Origin of the sequence: Streptomyces sp. NPDC002176 (assembly GCF_044903645.1) — a bacterium.
Lineage (GTDB): Bacteria > Actinomycetota > Actinomycetes > Streptomycetales > Streptomycetaceae > Streptomyces.
In genome coordinates this window covers 242318-260378 of sequence record NZ_JBJDQW010000003.1, presented here as the reverse complement: position 1 = coordinate 260378, position 18061 = coordinate 242318, and the positions used below count along the sequence as shown (strand labels likewise).

General features: G+C 74.1%; 19 protein-coding genes. 12 read left to right on the top strand and 7 right to left on the bottom strand.

The genetic code is table 11. The features are described 5' to 3' along the window. Positions 1 to 50: 50 nt before the first annotated feature. From hisI to lgt, 11 genes are all read left to right on the top strand, one after another. On the top strand, positions 51 to 431 hold the full coding sequence (gene hisI / locus ACI2LY_RS14965; RefSeq protein ID WP_404707513.1) for a phosphoribosyl-AMP cyclohydrolase: 381 nt from the start codon (positions 51 to 53) through the stop codon (positions 429 to 431). A 5-nt stretch (positions 432 to 436) separates the two neighbouring features. After that, positions 437 to 1918, top strand: a complete 1482-nt coding sequence (locus ACI2LY_RS14960; protein ID WP_404708144.1) for an anthranilate synthase component I — start codon at positions 437 to 439, stop codon at positions 1916 to 1918. Between the two features lie 49 nt (positions 1919 to 1967). Next, complete coding sequence (locus ACI2LY_RS14955; protein WP_393911236.1) at positions 1968 to 2606, top strand: TIGR02234 family membrane protein; 639 nt, start codon at positions 1968 to 1970, stop codon at positions 2604 to 2606. A 168-nt stretch (positions 2607 to 2774) separates the two neighbouring features. Further along, positions 2775 to 3032, top strand: a complete 258-nt coding sequence (locus ACI2LY_RS14950) for an HGxxPAAW family protein (protein WP_404707512.1) — start codon at positions 2775 to 2777, stop codon at positions 3030 to 3032. Between the two features lie 92 nt (positions 3033 to 3124). After that, positions 3125 to 3583 carry a DUF2752 domain-containing protein gene (locus ACI2LY_RS14945; protein ID WP_404707511.1) on the top strand — a complete coding sequence of 153 codons (459 nt, stop codon included), beginning with the start codon at positions 3125 to 3127 and terminating at the stop codon, positions 3581 to 3583. 134 nt (positions 3584 to 3717) lie between these two features. Continuing rightward, positions 3718 to 4527, top strand: a complete 810-nt coding sequence (trpC, locus tag ACI2LY_RS14940) for an indole-3-glycerol phosphate synthase TrpC (protein ID WP_393911239.1) — start codon at positions 3718 to 3720, stop codon at positions 4525 to 4527. 21 nt (positions 4528 to 4548) lie between these two features. Next, positions 4549 to 4752 carry a tryptophan biosynthesis modulator TrpM gene (trpM, locus tag ACI2LY_RS14935; protein WP_393603771.1) on the top strand — a complete coding sequence of 68 codons (204 nt, stop codon included), beginning with the start codon at positions 4549 to 4551 and terminating at the stop codon, positions 4750 to 4752. Between the two features lie 79 nt (positions 4753 to 4831). Next, positions 4832 to 6118 carry a tryptophan synthase subunit beta gene (gene trpB, locus ACI2LY_RS14930; protein WP_404707510.1) on the top strand — a complete coding sequence of 429 codons (1287 nt, stop codon included), beginning with the start codon at positions 4832 to 4834 and terminating at the stop codon, positions 6116 to 6118. Continuing rightward, positions 6115 to 6933 (top strand): tryptophan synthase subunit alpha, encoded by an 819-nt coding sequence (trpA, locus tag ACI2LY_RS14925; protein ID WP_404707509.1) that lies wholly within the window; start codon positions 6115 to 6117, stop codon positions 6931 to 6933. Before trpB ends, trpA begins: the two co-directional genes overlap by 4 nt. An 82-nt stretch (positions 6934 to 7015) precedes the next feature. Next, positions 7016 to 7792 (top strand): DsbA family protein, encoded by a 777-nt coding sequence (locus ACI2LY_RS14920; protein WP_388992269.1) that lies wholly within the window; start codon positions 7016 to 7018, stop codon positions 7790 to 7792. Positions 7793 to 7876: 84 nt separating this feature from the next. Beyond that, on the top strand, positions 7877 to 8914 hold the full coding sequence (lgt, locus tag ACI2LY_RS14915; protein WP_404707508.1) for a prolipoprotein diacylglyceryl transferase: 1038 nt from the start codon (positions 7877 to 7879) through the stop codon (positions 8912 to 8914). Positions 8915 to 8975: 61 nt separating this feature from the next. Here lgt and ACI2LY_RS14910 read toward each other — a convergent pair whose 3' ends face one another. From ACI2LY_RS14910 to ACI2LY_RS14880, 7 genes are read right to left on the bottom strand one after another with little or no spacing between them, the layout of a single operon-like run. Next, entirely contained in the window at positions 8976 to 9782 is an 807-nt protein-coding gene (locus ACI2LY_RS14910; protein ID WP_404707507.1) for an HpcH/HpaI aldolase/citrate lyase family protein, read from the bottom strand. Continuing rightward, positions 9779 to 10993 (bottom strand): CaiB/BaiF CoA transferase family protein, encoded by a 1215-nt coding sequence (locus ACI2LY_RS14905; protein ID WP_404707506.1) that lies wholly within the window; start codon positions 10991 to 10993, stop codon positions 9779 to 9781. The genes ACI2LY_RS14910 and ACI2LY_RS14905 overlap by 4 nt, the downstream gene beginning before the upstream one ends. After that, positions 10990 to 11883 (bottom strand): ribokinase, encoded by an 894-nt coding sequence (gene rbsK, locus ACI2LY_RS14900; RefSeq protein ID WP_404707505.1) that lies wholly within the window; start codon positions 11881 to 11883, stop codon positions 10990 to 10992. The genes ACI2LY_RS14905 and rbsK overlap by 4 nt, the downstream gene beginning before the upstream one ends. Beyond that, a complete protein-coding gene (locus ACI2LY_RS14895; protein WP_404707504.1) occupies positions 11880 to 13244 on the bottom strand; it encodes an ADP-ribosylglycohydrolase family protein in 1365 nt (454 codons plus the stop codon). The genes rbsK and ACI2LY_RS14895 overlap by 4 nt, the downstream gene beginning before the upstream one ends. After that, positions 13232 to 14416 (bottom strand): ADP-ribosylglycohydrolase family protein, encoded by a 1185-nt coding sequence (locus ACI2LY_RS14890; protein ID WP_404707503.1) that lies wholly within the window; start codon positions 14414 to 14416, stop codon positions 13232 to 13234. The genes ACI2LY_RS14895 and ACI2LY_RS14890 overlap by 13 nt, the downstream gene beginning before the upstream one ends. Positions 14417 to 14423: 7 nt before the next feature. After that, positions 14424 to 15536 carry an ADP-ribosylglycohydrolase family protein gene (locus ACI2LY_RS14885; RefSeq protein ID WP_393597238.1) on the bottom strand — a complete coding sequence of 371 codons (1113 nt, stop codon included), beginning with the start codon at positions 15534 to 15536 and terminating at the stop codon, positions 14424 to 14426. Next, positions 15533 to 16720 carry an ADP-ribosylglycohydrolase family protein gene (locus ACI2LY_RS14880; protein WP_404707502.1) on the bottom strand — a complete coding sequence of 396 codons (1188 nt, stop codon included), beginning with the start codon at positions 16718 to 16720 and terminating at the stop codon, positions 15533 to 15535. Before ACI2LY_RS14880 ends, ACI2LY_RS14885 begins: the two co-directional genes overlap by 4 nt. A 282-nt stretch (positions 16721 to 17002) precedes the next feature. Here ACI2LY_RS14880 and ACI2LY_RS14875 point away from each other — a divergent pair, with 282 nt between their 5' ends. Next, complete coding sequence (locus tag ACI2LY_RS14875; RefSeq protein ID WP_401444625.1) at positions 17003 to 17734, top strand: VIT1/CCC1 transporter family protein; 732 nt, start codon at positions 17003 to 17005, stop codon at positions 17732 to 17734. The last annotated feature ends 327 nt before the right edge of the window (positions 17735 to 18061 follow it).

Below are 18061 nucleotides of genomic sequence, written 5' to 3'. Positions count from 1 at the left end.
GCAGCGGACACGGAACGTGACCCCGGGCACCGCACGGCACAATGGCACCCATGACCCGTACGACCGGCAGCCCCCGTCCCAGCGGCCTCGACCCCGAGATCGCCGCCCGCCTCAAGCGCGACCCGGACGGCCTCGTCCCCGCCGTGGCCCAGCAGTACGACACCGGCGAGGTGCTGATGCTCGGCTGGATGGACGACGAGGCGCTGCACCGCACCCTGACCACCGGCCGCTGCACGTACTGGTCCCGCAGCCGCCAGGAGTACTGGGTCAAGGGCGACACCTCCGGCCATGTCCAGCTGGTCAAGTCGGTCGCGCTGGACTGCGACGCCGACACCCTGCTGGTCAAGGTCGACCAGACCGGCGCCGCCTGCCACACCGGCGACCGCACCTGCTTCGACGCCGACGTGCTGCTGAAGGGTGAAGGCCAGTGAGCGCCATGGACCTGGACACCTTCCGCAAGCTCGCCGCCGACCGGCGCGTCATCCCGGTCACCCGCAAGCTCCTCGCCGACGGCGACACCCCCGTCGCCCTCTACCGCAAGCTCGCCGCCGAACGCCCCGGCACCTTCCTGCTGGAGTCCGCCGAGAACGGCCGCTCCTGGTCCCGGTACTCCTTCGTCGGCGTCCGCTCGGCCGGAACGCTGACCACGCGCGACGGCGAGGCCCACTGGCTCGGCACCCCGCCGGTCGGCGTCCCCACCGACGGCGACCCGCTCGCCGCGCTGCGCGCCACCCTCCAGGCCCTGCACACCCCGCACCAGGAGGGCATGCCGCCCTTCACCGGCGGCATGGTCGGCTACCTCGGCTACGACATCGTCCGCCGCCTGGAGAAGATCGGCCCCGGCGAACGCGACGACCTCAAGCTGCCCGAGCTGACCATGCTCCTGACCAGCGATCTCGCCGTGATGGACCACTGGGAGGGCTCGGTCCTGCTGATCGCCAACGCGATCAACCACAACGACCTCGACACCGGTGTGGACGAGGCGTACGCCGACGCGATCGCCCGGCTCGACGCCATGGAGGCCGACCTGGCCCGCCCGGTCGCCCAGCCCCCGGCCGTGCTGCCGCCCTCCGAGCTGCCCGAGTACACCGCGCTGTGGGGCGGCCCCGACTTCCAGGAGGCCGTGGAGGACGTCAAGGAGCGCATCCGCGCGGGCGAGGCGTTCCAGGTCGTCCCCTCCCAGCGCTTCGAGACGCCCTGCACCGCCAGCGCCCTCGACGTGTACCGGGTGCTGCGGGCCACCAACCCGTCCCCGTACATGTACCTGTTCCGCTTCGACGGGTTCGACGTGGTCGGCTCCTCGCCCGAGGCGCTGGTCAAGGTCGAGGACGGGCGCGCCATGGTGCACCCCATCGCGGGCACCCGGCACCGGGGCGCCACCCCGCAGGAGGACCAGGCCCTCGCCGACGAGCTGATGGCCGACCCCAAGGAGCGCGCCGAGCACCTGATGCTGGTCGACCTCGGCCGCAACGACCTCGGCCGGGTCTGCGAACCCGGCTCGGTGGAGGTCGTCGACTTCATGTCGATCGAGCGCTACTCGCACGTCATGCACATCGTGTCCACCGTCACCGGCGAGATCGCGGGCGGCCGCACCGCCTTCGACGTGCTCACCGCCTGCTTCCCGGCCGGCACCCTCTCCGGCGCCCCCAAGCCCCGCGCCATGCAGATCATCGACGAACTCGAGCCCTCCCGGCGCGGCCTGTACGGCGGCTGCGTCGGCTACCTCGACTTCGCGGGCGACTCCGACACCGCCATCGCCATCCGCACCGCCCTGCTGCGCGACGGCACGGCATACGTGCAGGCCGGAGCCGGGATCGTCGCGGACTCCGACCCGGTCGCGGAGGACCAGGAGTGCCGGAACAAGGCGGCGGCCGTGCTGCGCGCCGTGCACACCGCCAACCGGCTGGGCTCGGTGTGACGCGTTCGCGGGAACCCCGGATGACGCTTCGTGGCGGGTTCAGGCGATAGTGGAGTACGTGACTGCCGTACCGCACCCCCGTTCCGAAGCCGCCGCGCCCGCCCGTTCCGGCCGCCGCAGCCTCGCCGCCGCCCTGCTGTTCGGCGCGCTCGGCGCGGCCGTGGCGCTGCTGGCGACCCGGCAGCGCTGGTCCGAGGGGACCGCGACGGTCGCCGGAGGCGCCTTCCCGCTGACCGCCAAGGGCAGCGACGTCACCGGCGTCCCGGCCGCCCTGGCCGTCGTCGGCCTGGCCGCGCTGGTCGCCGTGTTCGCCGTGCGCCGGGCGGGCCGGTTCGCCGTCGCCGCGCTGCTCACGCTCTCCGGCGCGGGCATCGTCGCCGCCGCCCTCGCCGGGGTCGCCGACGGCTCCGCGCTGGACGAGAAGGCGGCCGAGACCACCGGCGACACCTCGGCCACCGTCGACGCCCTCACCCACACCGCGTGGCCCTACGCCGCGGCGGTGGGCGGGGTGCTGATCCTGCTCGCCGGACTCCTCGCGCTGCGCTACGGCTCCCGCTGGCCCGCCATGTCCGGCCGCTACGAGCGCGGCACGGACCGCCCCCGGCGCACCGCGCGCCCGGTCGATCCGGAGCGCCCGGAGGAGATCTGGAAGGCCCTGGACCGGGGCGAGGACCCCACCGGCGCCTGAACCACCGCCCGAGTGTGGGCAACCAGACTCCCACCCCCGCGTCGATCGCGTGGGGGCGTACGGGACAATGGACCGCGAGCGACCCGGCTCGGACAGTGACGGGCGGGCTCGGACCGTACGACCCGTACGGCATGTACTCGACACGTACACAGCAACGAGGAGCAAGTCATGGCGGGCAGCAGCCACGGTCACACCCCGGCCGCCTGGACCGGTGTCATCATCGCCTTCATCGGTTTCTGCGTCTCGGGCGCCTTCACCGTGATGGCCCAGCCCGTCGGCTTCTGGGCCGGTCTGGTGATCGTGGCCCTCGGTGGCATCGTGGGCTGGATCATGCGCTCCATGGGCCTCGGCATGCCGAAGGCGAGCGCCACCCCGGCCCGCCCTACCGCCGCCGCCACCCGTGAGCCGGTCGGCGCCGAGAGCTGAGCGAATCGCCCGAAGGGGCGCCCCGGAGCCGTACGGACGGCTCGGGGGCGCCCCTTCGCGCGTCCGCGGCGGGGTCGCGGCAGAATGCCAGCGTGAACGCCGACAGCGGTGCCCCGCCCTTCGCCCCGCCCGCGGAGACCCAGCCCGCGCGGCCCCCGCTGTGGCGCCGCCTCGCCGCCCCGGCCGGAGTGCTCGCCGCGGTGGCCGGAGCCTTCGCCTACGTCGGCGCCGTCGACCCCAACCAGCCCGGCCACTACCCGGTCTGCCCGCTGTACGCGCTCACCGGGCTGTACTGCCCCGGCTGCGGCGGACTGCGCAGTGCGCACGCCTTCGTCCACGGCGACCTCCTCGGCGCCCTGCACGACAACGCGGCCGGAGTCGCCGCCTACCTCGCCTTCGCCGTGCTGTGGACCCTCTGGGCGGTCCGCGCCGCCCGGGGCCTGCCGGTGCGCCTGGCCCTCGGCCGCACCCCGCTGTGGGTCCTCGGCTCCGCGCTGCTGCTCTTCACCGTCGTCCGGAACCTGCCGTTCGGTGGCTCGATCCGTCCTTGATCAACAAGGAATGTCCAGGTAATGGGACCGCCGCCCGCCGGATGCGAGCCCTGGCACCGCCTCCGGATACCATCGCAGTGACCACGGGTTTTCGAACCCGCCGCATGACCAACGGCTGAAAGGGGGCCGCTCGCGTGAGTGTGCTCGACGAGATCATCGACGGAGTCCGGGCCGACCTCGCGGAGCGGCAGGCCCGCGTCAGCCTCGACGAGCTCAAGGAGCGCGCCGCGCAGGCCCCGGCGGCCAAGGACGGCGTGGCCGCCCTCAAGGGCGACGGCGTCAAGGTGATCTGCGAGGTCAAGCGCTCCAGCCCGTCCAAGGGCGCGCTGGCCGCCATCGCCGACCCCGCCGCCCTCGCCGCCGACTACGAGGCGGGCGGCGCCGCCGTCATCTCCGTCCTCACCGAGCAGCGCCGCTTCGGCGGCTCGCTGGCCGACCTCGAGGCCGTCCGCGCCCGCGTCGACATCCCGGTGCTGCGCAAGGACTTCATCGTCACCTCGTACCAGCTGTGGGAGGCCCGCGCGTACGGCGCCGACCTCGTGCTGCTCATCGTGGCCGCGCTGGAGCAGCCCGCGCTGGAGTCGCTGATCGAGCGTGCCGTGTCCATCGGGCTGACCCCGCTGGTCGAGGTGCACGACGAGGACGAGATCGAGCGTGCCGTGGACGCGGGCGCCAAGATCATCGGTGTGAACGCCCGCAACCTGAAGACCCTCGAGGTCGACCGGGGCACCTTCGAGCGGATCGCCCCGGAGATCCCCGACGAGCTGGTCAAGGTCGCGGAGTCCGGCGTACGCGGCCCGCACGACCTGATCGCCTACGCCAACGCGGGCGCCGACGCCGTCCTGGTCGGTGAGTCCCTGGTCACCGGCCGCGACCCCAAGACCGCGGTGGCCGACCTGGTGGCCGCGGGCGAGCACCCCGCGCTGCGGCACGGCCGCGGCTGATCCCCCGGTAGGCTTGACCCCGTGACCCTCACCCTGACCGCCACCGTGGACCGCCACGCCCGCCTCGCGCGCGGCTGCCGTCCCCGTGGCTGCCGAGCCCCGGCCCGCCGGGTCCACGGCCGCAGGGTGAGGTACCACATCGGCGCGGAGCCCGGGCAAGTAAACGGCAGACGATGGCAGCAGCCGACCTGTAGGGGCGCGGGGAACTGCGCGACAAGCCACTGACGGCTCGCAGTCAACAATCGATTCCCCGCCCCCACGGCGAATAGTGTCTTTTCACACGCACTCACCGTGAGGTACTGGCATGCCCAGCAGCAACTACTTCTTCCCCGACCCGGAGGGTCAAGTCCCCACCAGCGGGGGTTACTTCGGCGCCTTCGGCGGCAAGTTCATCCCGGAGGCCCTCGTCGCCGCCGTGGACGAGGTCGCCGTCGAGTACGACAAGGCCAAGGCGGACCCCGAGTTCGCCCGCGAGCTGGACGACCTCCTGGTCAACTACACCGGCCGCCCCAGCTCACTCACCGAGGTCCCCAGGTTCGCCGAACACGCCGGCAACGCGAAGATCTTCCTCAAGCGCGAGGACCTCAACCACACCGGCTCGCACAAGATCAACAACGTGCTCGGCCAGGCCCTCCTCACCAAGCGCATGGGCAAGACCCGCGTCATCGCGGAGACCGGCGCCGGTCAGCACGGCGTCGCCACCGCCACCGCCTGCGCCCTGTTCGGCCTCGACTGCACCATCTACATGGGCGAGATCGACACCGAGCGCCAGGCCCTCAACGTGGCCCGGATGCGCATGCTCGGCGCCGAGGTCGTGGCCGTGAAGTCCGGCAGTCGCACCCTGAAGGACGCCATCAACGAGGCGTTCCGCGACTGGGTCGCCAACGTCGACCACACCCACTACCTCTTCGGCACCGTCGCCGGACCCCACCCCTTCCCGGCGATGGTCCGCGACTTCCACCGCGTCATCGGCGTGGAGGCCCGCCGACAGATCCTGGAGCGCGCCGGGCGCCTCCCGGACGCCGCCATCGCCTGCGTCGGCGGCGGCTCCAACGCCATCGGCCTCTTCCACGCCTTCATCCCCGACGCGGACGTCCGCCTGATCGGCTGCGAGCCCGCCGGACACGGCATCGACACCGGCGAGCACGCGGCCACCCTCACCGCAGGCGAGCCCGGCATCCTGCACGGCTCCCGCTCCTACGTCCTCCAGGACGACGAGGGCCAGATCACCGAGCCGTACTCGATCTCGGCCGGTCTGGACTACCCCGGCATCGGCCCCGAGCACTCCTACCTCAAGGACTCCGGCCGGGGCGAGTACCGCGCGGTCACCGACGACGCCGCCATGCAGGCGCTGCGCCTGCTGTCGCGCACCGAGGGCATCATCCCGGCCATCGAGAGCGCCCACGCGCTGGCCGGTGCCCTGGAGGTCGGCAAGGAGTTGGGCCCGGACGGGCTGATCGTCGTCAACCTCTCCGGACGCGGCGACAAGGACATGGACACCGCCGCCCGGTACTTCGGGCTGTACGACACCGACGCCGAGGTCGCGGCCGACGAGGCCCACACCGCCGAGATCGAGGGGGACGCCAAGTGAGCGGCACCATCAACCTGCTGTCGGACACCCTCGCCGCCGCCAAGGCCGAGGACCGCGCCGCGCTCATCGCCTACCTCCCGGCCGGGTTCCCGACCGTGGACGGCGGCATCGAGGCGATCAAGGCCGCCTTCGACGGCGGCGCGGACGTCGTCGAGGTCGGCCTGCCGCACAGCGACCCGGTGCTCGACGGCCCGGTCATCCAGACCGCAGACGACATCGCCCTGCGCGGCGGCGTACGCATCGCCGACGTCATGCGCACGGTCCGCGAGGCGCACGCGGCCACCGGCAAGCCGGTGCTCGTGATGACGTACTGGAACCCCATCGACCGCTACGGCGTCGAGCGGTTCACCGCCGAGCTGGCCGAGGCGGGCGGCGCGGGCTGCATCCTGCCCGACCTGCCCGTGCAGGAGTCCGCGCTGTGGCGCGAGCACGCCGAGAAGCACGGCCTCGCCACCGTCTTCGTCGTCGCCCCCAGCAGCCGGGACGCCCGGCTCGCCGAGATCACCTCGGCGGGCAGCGGCTTCGTCTACGCGGCCTCGCTGATGGGTGTCACCGGCACCCGTGAGTCCGTGGGCGCACAGGCCGAGGACCTGGTGACGCGCACCCGCGCCACCGGCTCCGGCCTGCCCGTCTGTGTCGGCCTCGGCGTCTCCGACGCGGCCCAGGCCGCCGAGGTGGCCGCCTTCGCCGACGGCGTCATCGTCGGCTCGGCCTTCGTCAAGCGCATGCTGGACGCCCCCGACGACGCCTCCGGTGTCGACGCGGTCCGCGCGCTCGCCGCCGACCTGGCGAAGGGCGTCCGCCGGGGCGCCTGACCCGCATCGCTCCAGGTCACTCGAACGGGTGGACCTCCGGCCGGGGAGGCGCAATGCGCCTCCCCGGTTCGTTCAGGGGGGTGTGAGCGAGAAGAACCGTGACGGAAAGCGCAACGCCCGCCAGCGCCTGGCCGCCGAGCGCGAGAAGCAGAAGTCCGCGGAGAAGCGCCGGCGCGCGCTGATCGTCGGCGTCAGTGTCGTCGGCGTGCTGGGCCTCGCCGCGGTGATCGGGGTCATCGCGGCCAACGCGGGCAAGGACAAGGGCAGCAAGAACGCGGGCCCGGTCGTGGCCCCCTCCGGCGCCCAGGGCAAGGACAGCCTGGCGATCCCGGTAGGCAAGGAGGGCGCCAAGTCCACGCTCACCATCTGGGAGGACTTCCGCTGCCCCGCCTGCCAGTCCTTCGAGACGCGGTACCGCTCCACGCTGCACGAACTGACCGACGCGGGCAAACTCCGGGTCGAGTACCACCTGGTCCGCCTGATCGACGGCAACATGGGCGGCACCGGCTCGCTGCACTCGGCCAACGCCGCGGCCTGCGCCCAGGACGCCGGGAAGTTCCGCGAGTACCACGACGTGCTGTACGCGAACCAGCCCCCGGAGACCGACGACGCCTTCGCCGACAACGGCAAGCTGATCGACCTCGCGGGCAAGGTCAAGGGCCTCGACACGCCCACGTTCCGCTCCTGTGTCAACGACGGCACCCACAACACCTGGGTGGACCGCTCCCAGCAGGCGTTCGCCTCCGGCGGCTACGGCGGCACACCGACCGTGCTGTTCGGCGGCAAGAACATCTACCAGGACCAGTCCATGACCCCCGAGAAGCTCAAGGAGATGGTGGAGAGCGCCGACCGCGGATGAGGGGATTTCTCACCTCCCCGTTATGGACCCGTAGCCCGGCCGCGCGGCGACCGCGCGGCCCGGCACGGTAGCGTCGTCCTTGCCATGGAACTTGCCTACATTCCCAGCCCGTCGCACGGGGTGCTGTACCTCGGCCCCGTCCCGCTGCGCGCTTACGCCTTCTGCATCATCATCGGTGTCTTCCTCGCCGTCTGGCTCGGCAACAAGCGCTGGATCGCGCGGGGCGGCCGCCCCGGCACGGTCGCCGACATCGCGGTGTGGGCCGTGCCCTTCGGCCTCGTCGGCGGCCGGCTCTACCACGTGATCACGGACTACGAGCTGTACTTCAGTCCGGGCCGCGACTGGGTGGACGCCTTCAAGGTGTGGGAGGGCGGCCTGGGCATCTGGGGCGCCATCGCGCTGGGCGCGGTCGGCGCGTGGATCGGCGCCCGGCGCATGGGCGTGGCCCTGCCCGCCTACGCCGACGCCGTCGCCCCCGGCATCGCCTTCGCGCAGGCCGTCGGCCGCTGGGGCAACTGGTTCAACCAGGAGCTGTACGGCCACGAGACCCACCTGCCCTGGGCCCTGCACATCACCTCCTCCGAGGGCGGCCGGGTGCCGGGCTACTACCACCCGACCTTCCTCTACGAGTCCCTGTGGTGCGTGGGCGTCGGCTTCCTGGTCATCTGGGCCGACCGCCGCTTCAAGCTGGGCCACGGCCGCGCCTTCGCGCTGTACGTCGCCGCCTACTGCTCGGGCCGCGCCTGGATCGAGTACATGCGGGTGGACGACGCCCACCACATCCTGGGCGTCCGGCTGAACGTCTGGACCGCCGTCGTGGTGTTCCTGCTGGCGGTGACCTACCTGGTGCTCTCCGCGCGGCGCCGTCCGGGCCGCGAAGCGGTCGTCGAGCGGGGTGCCGCCGACGATCCGGCCGGGGACGAGACCGAGTCCGAGGCCGGGACCGAGGACGAGACGGACGCCGGTGACGGTGAGGCCAAGGCCGAGGGCGCCGAGGGCAAGGACGACGCCGAGACGAAGGTCGATGTGACCAAGGACGAGAAGGCTGAGGAGGGCGCGAAGCCCGAGCCCAAAGCCGAAGCCGTCGTCAAGGACACCGCCGAGTCCGGCAAGAAGGGCTGACCCCAGCCCCGTACACACGCCGAAGGGCGCCCGGAACACCTCCGGGCGCCCTTCGCCGTGTTCAGGCCCCGTCGGCCATCGACAGTGTCCGCTGGGCCTGCGCCACCGCCGCCGCGTCGATGAAGCGGCCGTCGGGCAGCGCGAGGGCACCCTGCTCGGTGGCCGCTGCCTTCAGCACCGTCTCCGCCTCCGCGACCTCCTCCGGGGTGGGGAGGTAGGCCCGCGCGATCACCGGGAGCTGGCGGGGATGGATCGCCGCGCGGCCCACGAAGCCCAGCGCGCGACCGCGGGCGCAGGACGCGGCGAGCCCGTCCAGGTCCCGTACGTCGGGATGCACCGACTGGGGCGGCGGGGCGAGGCCCGCCGCGCGGGCGGCCACCACCACCCGCGCCCGGCACCAGTCCAGGCCCGCGTCGGCCCGTACCCCGAGGTCGGAGCGGAGGTCGGCCTCGCCGAGGGAGAGGCCGCGCAGGGACGGGTGGGCGGTGGCGATGGCGTAGGCGTGCTCGATGCCGAGGGCGGACTCCAGCAGCGCGTACAGCGGCAGCGCGGTGGCCTCGGCGGTACGGCGGATCTGCTCGGGGACGGCCACCTTGGGCAGCCGCAGCCCGGAGACGCCCGGCAGGTCGGCCAGCGCGGCGAGGTCGGCCGCCGCCCAGGGACCGTCGGGGCCATTGAGGCGGACGTGCACCGGGACCGGCTGGGGGTCCGCGAGCCGGTCGGCGGTGGCCGCGCGGGCGTACTCCTTGCGGTCCGGGGCGACCGCGTCCTCCAGGTCGATCACCACCACGTCGGCGCCCGCCGCGAGCGCCTTGTCCACCACGCGCGGCCGGTCGCCGGGCACGTACAGCCAGGTCAGCGGCGTCACAGCGCACCCTCCTCGCGCAGCGCGCCGATCTCCGCCGGGCCGAGGCCCAGCTCGGTGAGGACCGCGTCGGTGTCGGCGCCGTGTCCGCGTCCGGCCCAGCGGATCGCGCCGGGGGTCGCGGAGAGCCGGAAGAGCACGTTCTGCATGCGCAGCGGGCCGAGGTCCGGGTCGGCCACGGTGGTGACCGTGTCCAGCGCCTGGTACTGCGGGTCCTCGAAGACGTCCCGTACGTCCTGCACGGGGGCGATGGCCGCCTCGGCCTTCTCGAAGGCGGCCAGCACCTCGTCACGGGGGCGGGCGGCGATCCAGTTCCCGACCGCCTCGTCCAGCTCGTCGGCGTGCGCGGCCCGCTGGACCCCGGTGGCGAACCAGGGCTCGTCGATCAGCTCCGGGCGCCCCACCAGGCGCATCACCCGTTCCGCCACCGACTGCGCGGAGGTGGAGACCGCGACCCAGGAGCCGTCCAGGGTGCGGTAGGTGTTGCGCGGGGCGTTGTTCGCGGACCGGTTGCCGGTGCGTTCCTGGACGTAGCCGAGCTGGTCGTACCAGGTCGGCTGGGGGCCCAGCACGGCGAGCATCGGCTCGATGATCGCCATGTCGACCACCTGCCCGGCGCCGGTGCGCTGCCGGGCGGCCAGCGCGGTGAGCACGGCGTACGCGGTGGCCAGCGCGGTGACGGAGTCCGCGAGCCCGAACGGCGGCAGGGTCGGGGGCGCCTCCGGCTCGCCGGTGAGGGCCGCGAAGCCGCTCATCGCCTCGGCCAGGGTGCCGAAGCCGGGCCGGTGCGCGTACGGGCCGAACTGGCCGAAGGCGGTGACCCGCGCCAGCACCAGCCGGGGGTTGGCCGCGGACAGCTCCGGCCAGCCCAGGTCCCACTTCTCCAGGGTGCCGGGGCGGAAGTTCTCGATCACCACGTCGGCGGTGGCGGCGAGCCTCAGCAGGGTCTCCCGGCCGCCGGGGCGGGACAGGTCCAGGGTGATGGTCCGCTTGTTGCGGCCGAGGGTCTTCCACCACAGGCCGACGCCGTCCTTCGCCGGGCCGTGCCCGCGGGACGGGTCGGGCCGCAGCGGATGCTCCACCTTGATCACCTCGGCGCCGAAGTCACCGAGCATCGTGGCGGCCAGCGGACCGGCGAACAGGGTGGCCAGGTCCAGCACCCGCAGGCCGTCCAGCGGCGGGCGGGGCGCGTTGTCGGGGCGGTCGGCGCTCATGCGGTGTACTGCACCTCGATCTCGGGGCGGTACGGCATCGACGCCGACGCGCCTTCCCGCTGCACCGACAGCGCGGCCGCGGCCGCCGCCCAGGACAGCGCCTCCCGCAGCGGCTTCTCCTCGGCGACGGCGACCGCGTACGCCCCCGCGAAGGTGTCGCCCGCGCCCGTGGAGTCGATCGCGGCGACCTGGTGCGCGGGCACCGCGAGCGGCTCGGTGTCGCGGGACACGTACAGCACCCCCGCCTCGCCCAGGGTGAGCACCACCTCCGGCACCAGGTCGAGCAGGCCGACGGCCGCGTCGAGCGGGTCGGTGCGGCCGGTGAGGGTGACGGCCTCGTAAGCATTGGGGACCAGGACGTCGGTCACGCTCAGCAGCTCCTCCGGCAGCGGCTGCGCGGGGGAGGGGGTGAGCACCGTGCGGACGCCGTGCCGCCGGGCCGCCTCCGCGCCCGCGATCACGGCCGGGAGCGGCACCTCCAGCTGGAGCAGCAGGGCGTCGGCGGAGGCGATCAGGCCCTCGTCGCCGGGGGAGAGGTGGTCGACGGTGCCGTTGGCGCCGGGGACGACGACGATGGAGTTGTTGCCCTCGTCGTCCACCACGATGTGCGCGGTGCCGGACGGGCCCTCGACCGTGCGCAGGAAGTCGGTGTCGACGCCGGAGTGCTCCAGGGTCTCGCGGAGCCGGGTGCCGTACGCGTCGTTGCCGACCGCGCCGATCAGCGACACCACGGCGCCCGCGCGGGCGGCGGCGGTGGCCTGGTTGGCGCCCTTGCCGCCGGGAATGGTGCGGAACTCCCGGCCGGTGACGGTCTCGCCGCGCTGCGGTGCCCGGGCGACATAGGTGACGAGGTCCATGTTCGTGCTGCCGAGCACGACGATGTGGGTCATGGGCGGGTCGCCTCCAGGTGGGTGAGTCGGGCGAGGGTGTCGAAGCCGGTGCCGTCGAAGTCGGCGACCGAGGTGGCGAGCCGGTTCTTGAGCGGGGCCCGCCAGCGCTCCGGCAGGGCGTCGGGGGCGCCCGCGAGGAGGCCCGCGACGCAGCCCGCCGTCGCGCCGTTGGAATCGGTGTCCCAGCCGCCCGACACCGCCCGGCAGACCGAGCCGGTGAAGTCGCCGTCGGCGTGGGTGAGCGCGGCGGCGATCAGGGCGGTGTTGGGCAGGGCGTGCACCCAGTGGTGGGTGGGGCCGTACGACATGTGGAGGGCATCCACCACGTCGTCGAAGTCCGTGTGTTCCCGCGCCAGGTGGACGGCGTCGGTCACGGCGCGGGCCAGCCGGGAGGCGGGCGGGACCACGGTGAGGCCGGTGCGCAGACAGGCGTGCACGTCCTGGGTGCCGGTGGAAGCGGCGGCGATGACGGCGGCCGCGAACATCGCCGCGTGCACGCCGGTGGCGGTGTGGGTGAGGACGGCGTCCCGGTGCGCCTGCGCGGCGGCGGCCGCCGGGTCGCCCGCGTTGGTCCAGCCGTGCACGTCGGCGCGGATCAGGGCGCCGATCCACTCCCGGAACGGGTTGCGGTACCGGGCGGTGTGCGGGGGCTCCACCCCGGCGAGGAGGTTGCGCAGGGCGACGCGTTCGGCGGTGAAGGCGCGGCCGGGCGGGAGTTCGTCCAGCCAGAGCCGGGCCACGTCGTCGGTGGTGAAGGCGCGGCCGTGGCGGGCGAGGAGGAGCAGGCCCAGCAGGGGGTAGTTGAGGTCGTCGTCCTCCGGCATGCCGTCGATGTTCTCGGCCAGCGAGGTCGGGGCGGAGCGGCGGTTCCAGGGGTGCCGGGCGAGCAGGTCCTCGGGGACGCCCTTCGCGGTGAACCACGTGGTCAGCGGCCAGTTGCCGGTCGCGCGGGCCAACTCGCGGATGCCGTCCAGGGGGAGCTTCTCCACCGGCTTGCCGAGCAGGCAGCCGATGGCGCGGCCCAGCCAGGCGGCCTCCAGTGCGTCCGGGTCGGGGGCGGTGCGCGCGGCGGGGGAGGCGGGCCAGTCGGGGCACAGGGCCTCGATCCGGTCCAGCGCGGTCGGCTCCAGCTCGGTGAACTCGCTGGGCAGCTCGGCCAGTTCGTCGAGCAGATCCTCCGCCAGCAGGCGCAGGTAGCGGGAGGCGGGCTCGGGTGAGGCACCGGCCCGCTCGGGGGCGTCCGCGCCGCCCGCCGCGCGCCAGCGCGCCTCGATCCGGGTGGCGTTACGGCCGTCCAGGCGGGCCTGGCGCAGCTCATGGCCGACCAGGTCCTCGGGCTGCACCCAGGTCAGTCGCAGCATGCGGGGCCTCCCAGCGCGGCGAACGCCCGCTCGTGCGCCCGGCGCCGCCCGGTGTCCCGGACGAAGACCTCGCGGGCGACCTCGGTCAGCTCGCGGGCCGGGGCCCACAGGTCCAGGCGGCTCGCCTCGGCCACCGTCTTCGCCCAGTCCTCGGGCACCGGCGAGCCGAGCGCGCCCGCGAGGGCCCCGGCCATGGTGGCGATCGAGTCGCAGTCCCGCCCGTAGTTCACCGAGCCCAGCACCGCGTGCCGCAGATCACCGCCCGCGACCACCAACATGCCCAGCGCGACCGGGAGTTCCTCGATCGAGTGCAGCCGGGAGGGGCGGCGGGCGCCCAGCGAGGGGGAGCGGTAGTCGGGGCCGACCGTGTCGTACGGGGCGACCGCCTGGCGCAGCGGGAGCAGCGCCGACTCGAAGTCACCGTGCCCGGCGGCCACTTCGCAGACCTTCTCGATGGCCTCGCGGGTGCCGTCCTTGGCCAGCGCCAGGCTCGCGGCCACCACCGAGTCCGGGGTCGCGCCCGGCGCGCACGCGGCGGCCACGGCGGCCGCGAACACCCCGGCCGCCTCCCGGCCGTACGACGACTGGTGGGCGCCCGCCACGTCCAGCGCCTCGGCGTACGCGCCCGCCGGGTTCGCCGCGTTGACCAGGCCGACCGGGGCCATGTACATCGCCGCCCCGCAGTTGACGATGTTCCCGGTGCCCGCCTCACGCGGGTCCACATGCCCGTACGCGATCCGGGCCACCAGCCACTTCTCGGCGAGGAAGATCCGCTGCAGCGGCAGCGCCTCCGCCTCCAGCTCGGGAATCCAGCGCGGCTCGGTCATCAGGTCCGGCACCAGATGCTCCGCGACGGCGTACGCGTCGAGGTGGTCCCGGACGCGGGCGTACACCCGGATCAGCGCGTGCGTCATCAGGGTGTCGTCGGTGACGTGCCCGTCGCCCTTGTGGTACGGCGCGATTCTGCGGGCGGTGCGCCAGGCGTCGCCGTTCCAGGGGCCGACGATCCCGTGCACCCGGCCGCCGTGGCGCTCGACGATCTGGTCGGGGCTGTACCCCTCGACCGGCCCGCCGAGGGCGTCCCCCACGGCGGCGCCGAGCAGGGCACCGGTGATCCGCTCGTCCAGGCCGGTCCCACCAGGGCCGGAGATTTCATCACTTTTGGGCATCATGCGCGCATCATCCCCCTGGCCGGGTCCGTTGGGCCGCTTCCAGCAGCCCGGCGAGTTCCACGAGATCGGTGCCGGTCAGCCGGGGCAGCGCGCAGCCGGAGAGGGTCCGGCAGGAACGCCGCCACGCCTCCGGCACGCACTCTCCGCCGCCCAGCGCGCCGCAGAGCGCCCCGGCGAGCGCGGGCGCGGAGTCGGCGACCCGGGACAGACAGGCGGCCGCGGGCACCGCCTCGGCGATGCGTCCGGCGGCCGCGAGGGTCAGCGCGAGGGCCACCGGGACGGTCTCGGCGGCGGCGATGCCGTAGCTGTAGACGTGGTCCACGATCTGGTGCTCCAGCAGCGGGACCAGGGCGAACGCGGTGTCGGTGTCGGTCACCAGGGCCAGCGCGTGCCGGGCGTTGCGGCCGATCTCGGTGCCCTCGGGCAGCTCGTCCAGCGCGGCCGCCACACACGCGTCCGCGCCCGCGCCGGACAGCGCGGTGGCCACCGCCGCCGCCATCGCCCGCGCGCCGTGTACCCCGTCGCCGTCCTGGGTGTAGCGGGCGTCGAACTCCGCCAGGTCCGCCGCGCGGGCCGGGTCGCCGGGGTGGGCGACGGCCAGCACACAGGCGCGTACGCAGGCCGCGTCGTCGAAGTAGTGCGGGTTGTCGTGGCCGGTGGCGGGCGGGCGGAGTCCGGCGGCGAGGTTGCCGAGGCCCGCGCGCACCGAGATGCGGGCGCGCAGCGGGAGCACGGCCGACTCGATCTCCGGCGCCCGTTCGGCCGCCGCGGCGACCTCGGAGGCCACGGCGGTCCAGGTCAGGTCGATCGCGGCGCGCATACGGCGGTCCCGGCTGAGGTCGCCCAGGACGTCGTCCCCGGCCCGCAGCACCGCCTCCGCCGCGAACGCCGCCCACTCCGCGTCGTCGGAGGGGCCGAGCCGGAGCGGTTCCGGGGGCTGGTTCAGGGCGATGGGCACCGGCAGCGTGGTGGTCGCGTTCTGCTCCGCGAAGGTGTCCAGCTCGCGGGTGAGCCGCCGTGTCCACTCCGGCATCCGGGCCGCCCGGTGCCGTGCGGCGGGCCAGCCCGCCGCGTCCCCGGCGGCGAGCCCCAGCAGCAGCCCCTCGATCCGGCGGGTCATGACCGGGCCTCCGGGTCGGCGTCCCGCACGGCCGGCGGGAGCGGGAACGGTGTCTCCGCGGCGGTGCCCGTCAGGGTGAGCGGCGGCTCCCCGGCCGCCACCGCGGCGGGCCCCGGCTCGCTCCCGAGCGCCAGTCGTACGCCTTCCGGCAGCAGGTCCGGCAGGACCACTCCCTCGCCCCACTTGCCGCCCTCCTCCGGTGTCAGCAGCTCGGCCACGTCGAGGATGTGGTGGCCCGACATGGCGGGCAGACACCTGCCGCGGGCCGGACCAATGGCGGCGGCCCATATGGCGGGGATGGCGGCGATTCCGCCGGTGGCGCCCGCCAGGGCGCCCGCGACCGCCGCCGTGGTGTCGGCGTCCCGGCCCATGTTGACGGCCGTCAGGACCGCCTCCCGGAAGTCGCCGTCGGCCGCCGCGTACGCGCCGAAGGCGAGGGCGACCGCCTCGGGGGCCAGGTCGGTCCAGGGGTAGCCGCCGATGACCACCGCGGAACGGACCGCGCGTTCACCCCGGTGGGCGACGGCGACCGCGCGGCGCAGCGAGCGGGCGGTCCAGGAGTCGTCCGGTACGACGGCGAGGGCGGCCGCGATCACCACGGCCGGTTCCGCGCCCGCCATCGCGGCGGCCACCCCGGCCGCGACCGCCTGGCCGCCGTAGATGCCCTCGCCCTCGTGGCTGACCGAGCCGTCGATCGCCACCAGCCGGGCCGCCTCCGAGGGCCGCCCCGCCGCGAACACCCCGAACGGCGCCGCCCGCATCGCCAGCCCGTCGCTCCAGGCGTGCCGGTGCTGGGCCGAGATGGGCGCCGCCAGTCCCCGGCGCAGGTTCTCCAGCGTGCCCCGCTCACTGAACCCCGCGCCCCGGAAGGGACCCTCGGCCCGGCCCGCGATCCACTGGTGCCAGGCCCCCTCCACATGCGCCGGGGTGAGCGCGGAGCCGTGCCGGGCCAGCAGCAGCCCGGAGAAGATCGCGTACTCGGTGTCGTCCGTGCCGCAGGGCCGGTCGGTGACGTACCCGGTGATGCGGCCCCAGCGGGCGCGGATCTCGGAGGGCTTCAGGTTCTCGGCGGGGGCGCCCAGCGCGTCGCCCACGGCCAGGCCGAGCAGCGCGCCGCGCGCCCGCTCGCGGAGTCCGGGTCCGGCGGGGGCGGGCAGCGGGGAAGCGGGTGCGTGCGATGCCATGGGCGGGACCCTCCTTCGCCAGGACCGCGTGGGCCGCGTGGACCGCGTGGTCTCTTTGCGGATGTGTCCCACCCGAGGGGCGGCGCCCTAGCCTCCGGGCCCCCGCCATCACCCGCTCGGTACCGGGAAATCTCCGGCGCGGGCGTCTGAGCAGGGCAGAAGCAGCGGGTTAGCGCAGCCTCGCCTTGCTGGCGGCGGCGCTCCGATCGTCGTAGATTGAGGGTCTTCGAAAAATAGAATCAGTCCAAAGTTAGCTTTGGCTCAGCTTACCCGGGGGTCCTCATGGCCATCATCGAGACCGAGGCCGCGCTGCACGAGGCGCACCGCGACAACCACACGCACCGCGACGTCAACGGCGGCTGGCTGCGCCCCGCCGTGTTCGGCGCGATGGACGGCCTGGTCTCCAACCTCGCCCTGATGACCGGTGTCGCGGGCGGCTCGGTGGGCCACCAGACGATCGTGATCACTGGCCTCGCCGGACTCGCGGCCGGTGCCTTCTCGATGGCGGCGGGCGAGTACACCTCCGTCGCCTCGCAGGCCGAACTCGTGCAGGCCGAACTCGACGTCGAGCGCCGTGAGCTGCGCAAGCACCCGCAGGCCGAGGAGGACGAGCTGGCCGCGCTGTACGCCTCCCGCGGGGTCGAGCCCGCGCTCGCCCGCGAGGTCGCCCGGCAGCTGTCGAAGGACCCCGAGCAGGCGTTGGAGATACACGCCCGGGAAGAACTGGGCATCGACCCCGAGGACCTGCCCTCCCCGCTGACCGCCGCCGTCTCCTCCTTCGGCGCCTTCGCGCTCGGTGCCCTGCTGCCCGTGCTGCCCTACCTGCTGGGCGCCACCGCCCTGTGGCCCGCCGTCCTGCTCGCGCTCGCCGGACTGTTCGCCTGCGGCGCCGTGGTGGCCCGGGTGACCGCCCGCAGCTGGTGGTTCAGCGGACTCCGTCAGCTCGCGCTGGGCGGTGCGGCGGCGGGCGTCACCTTCGCCCTCGGCAGCCTGTTCGGGACCGCTGTGAGCTGAGAGACCCTGGACATATGCCGGGGCCCGCATAAATAATTGTTACTCGCGGGTTTCGCACGCTTGAGCGTCGGGCATGAGCCGTAAGCACTGCGGGCAACGGCGCCCGCGGTGCACTCGCGGGACGGGCGACGACGCCTCCCCGCCCCCTGGACCCGACCGGTCACCACCCGTCCGGCCCAGTCGCAGGACCCCGCTCGCTACAGCTGAGAACCCCCGCTTTTCCAGCCGCCCGGAGCGGCGCCCGCCGTACCCCACGGCACCCCGCCGCGCCCCCCTGTGGCGTCCGCATGGTGGAACGGAGTATCCGGTTCCCGACAAGCGTTCCAT

Excerpts from the sequence above, each read along its gene's own strand:
- ACI2LY_RS14905 (WP_404707506.1), bottom strand. The coding sequence starts at position 10,993 with ATGAGCGCCGACCGCCCCGACAACGCGCCCCGCCCGCCGCTGGACGGC.
- ACI2LY_RS14895 (WP_404707504.1), bottom strand. The coding sequence starts at position 13,244 with ATGCTGCGACTGACCTGGGTGCAGCCCGAGGACCTGGTCGGCCATGAG.
- rbsK (WP_404707505.1), bottom strand. The coding sequence starts at position 11,883 with ATGACCCACATCGTCGTGCTCGGCAGCACGAACATGGACCTCGTCACC.
- lgt (WP_404707508.1), top strand. The coding sequence starts at position 7,877 with ATGGAACTTGCCTACATTCCCAGCCCGTCGCACGGGGTGCTGTACCTC.
- ACI2LY_RS14890 (WP_404707503.1), bottom strand. The coding sequence starts at position 14,416 with ATGATGCCCAAAAGTGATGAAATCTCCGGCCCTGGTGGGACCGGCCTG.
- trpB (WP_404707510.1), top strand. The coding sequence starts at position 4,832 with ATGCCCAGCAGCAACTACTTCTTCCCCGACCCGGAGGGTCAAGTCCCC.
- hisI (WP_404707513.1), top strand. The coding sequence starts at position 51 with ATGACCCGTACGACCGGCAGCCCCCGTCCCAGCGGCCTCGACCCCGAG.
- ACI2LY_RS14950 (WP_404707512.1), top strand. The coding sequence starts at position 2,775 with ATGGCGGGCAGCAGCCACGGTCACACCCCGGCCGCCTGGACCGGTGTC.
- ACI2LY_RS14960 (WP_404708144.1), top strand. The coding sequence starts at position 437 with ATGGACCTGGACACCTTCCGCAAGCTCGCCGCCGACCGGCGCGTCATC.
- ACI2LY_RS14885 (WP_393597238.1), bottom strand. The coding sequence starts at position 15,536 with ATGACCCGCCGGATCGAGGGGCTGCTGCTGGGGCTCGCCGCCGGGGAC.
- ACI2LY_RS14880 (WP_404707502.1), bottom strand. The coding sequence starts at position 16,720 with ATGGCATCGCACGCACCCGCTTCCCCGCTGCCCGCCCCCGCCGGACCC.
- ACI2LY_RS14875 (WP_401444625.1), top strand. The coding sequence starts at position 17,003 with ATGGCCATCATCGAGACCGAGGCCGCGCTGCACGAGGCGCACCGCGAC.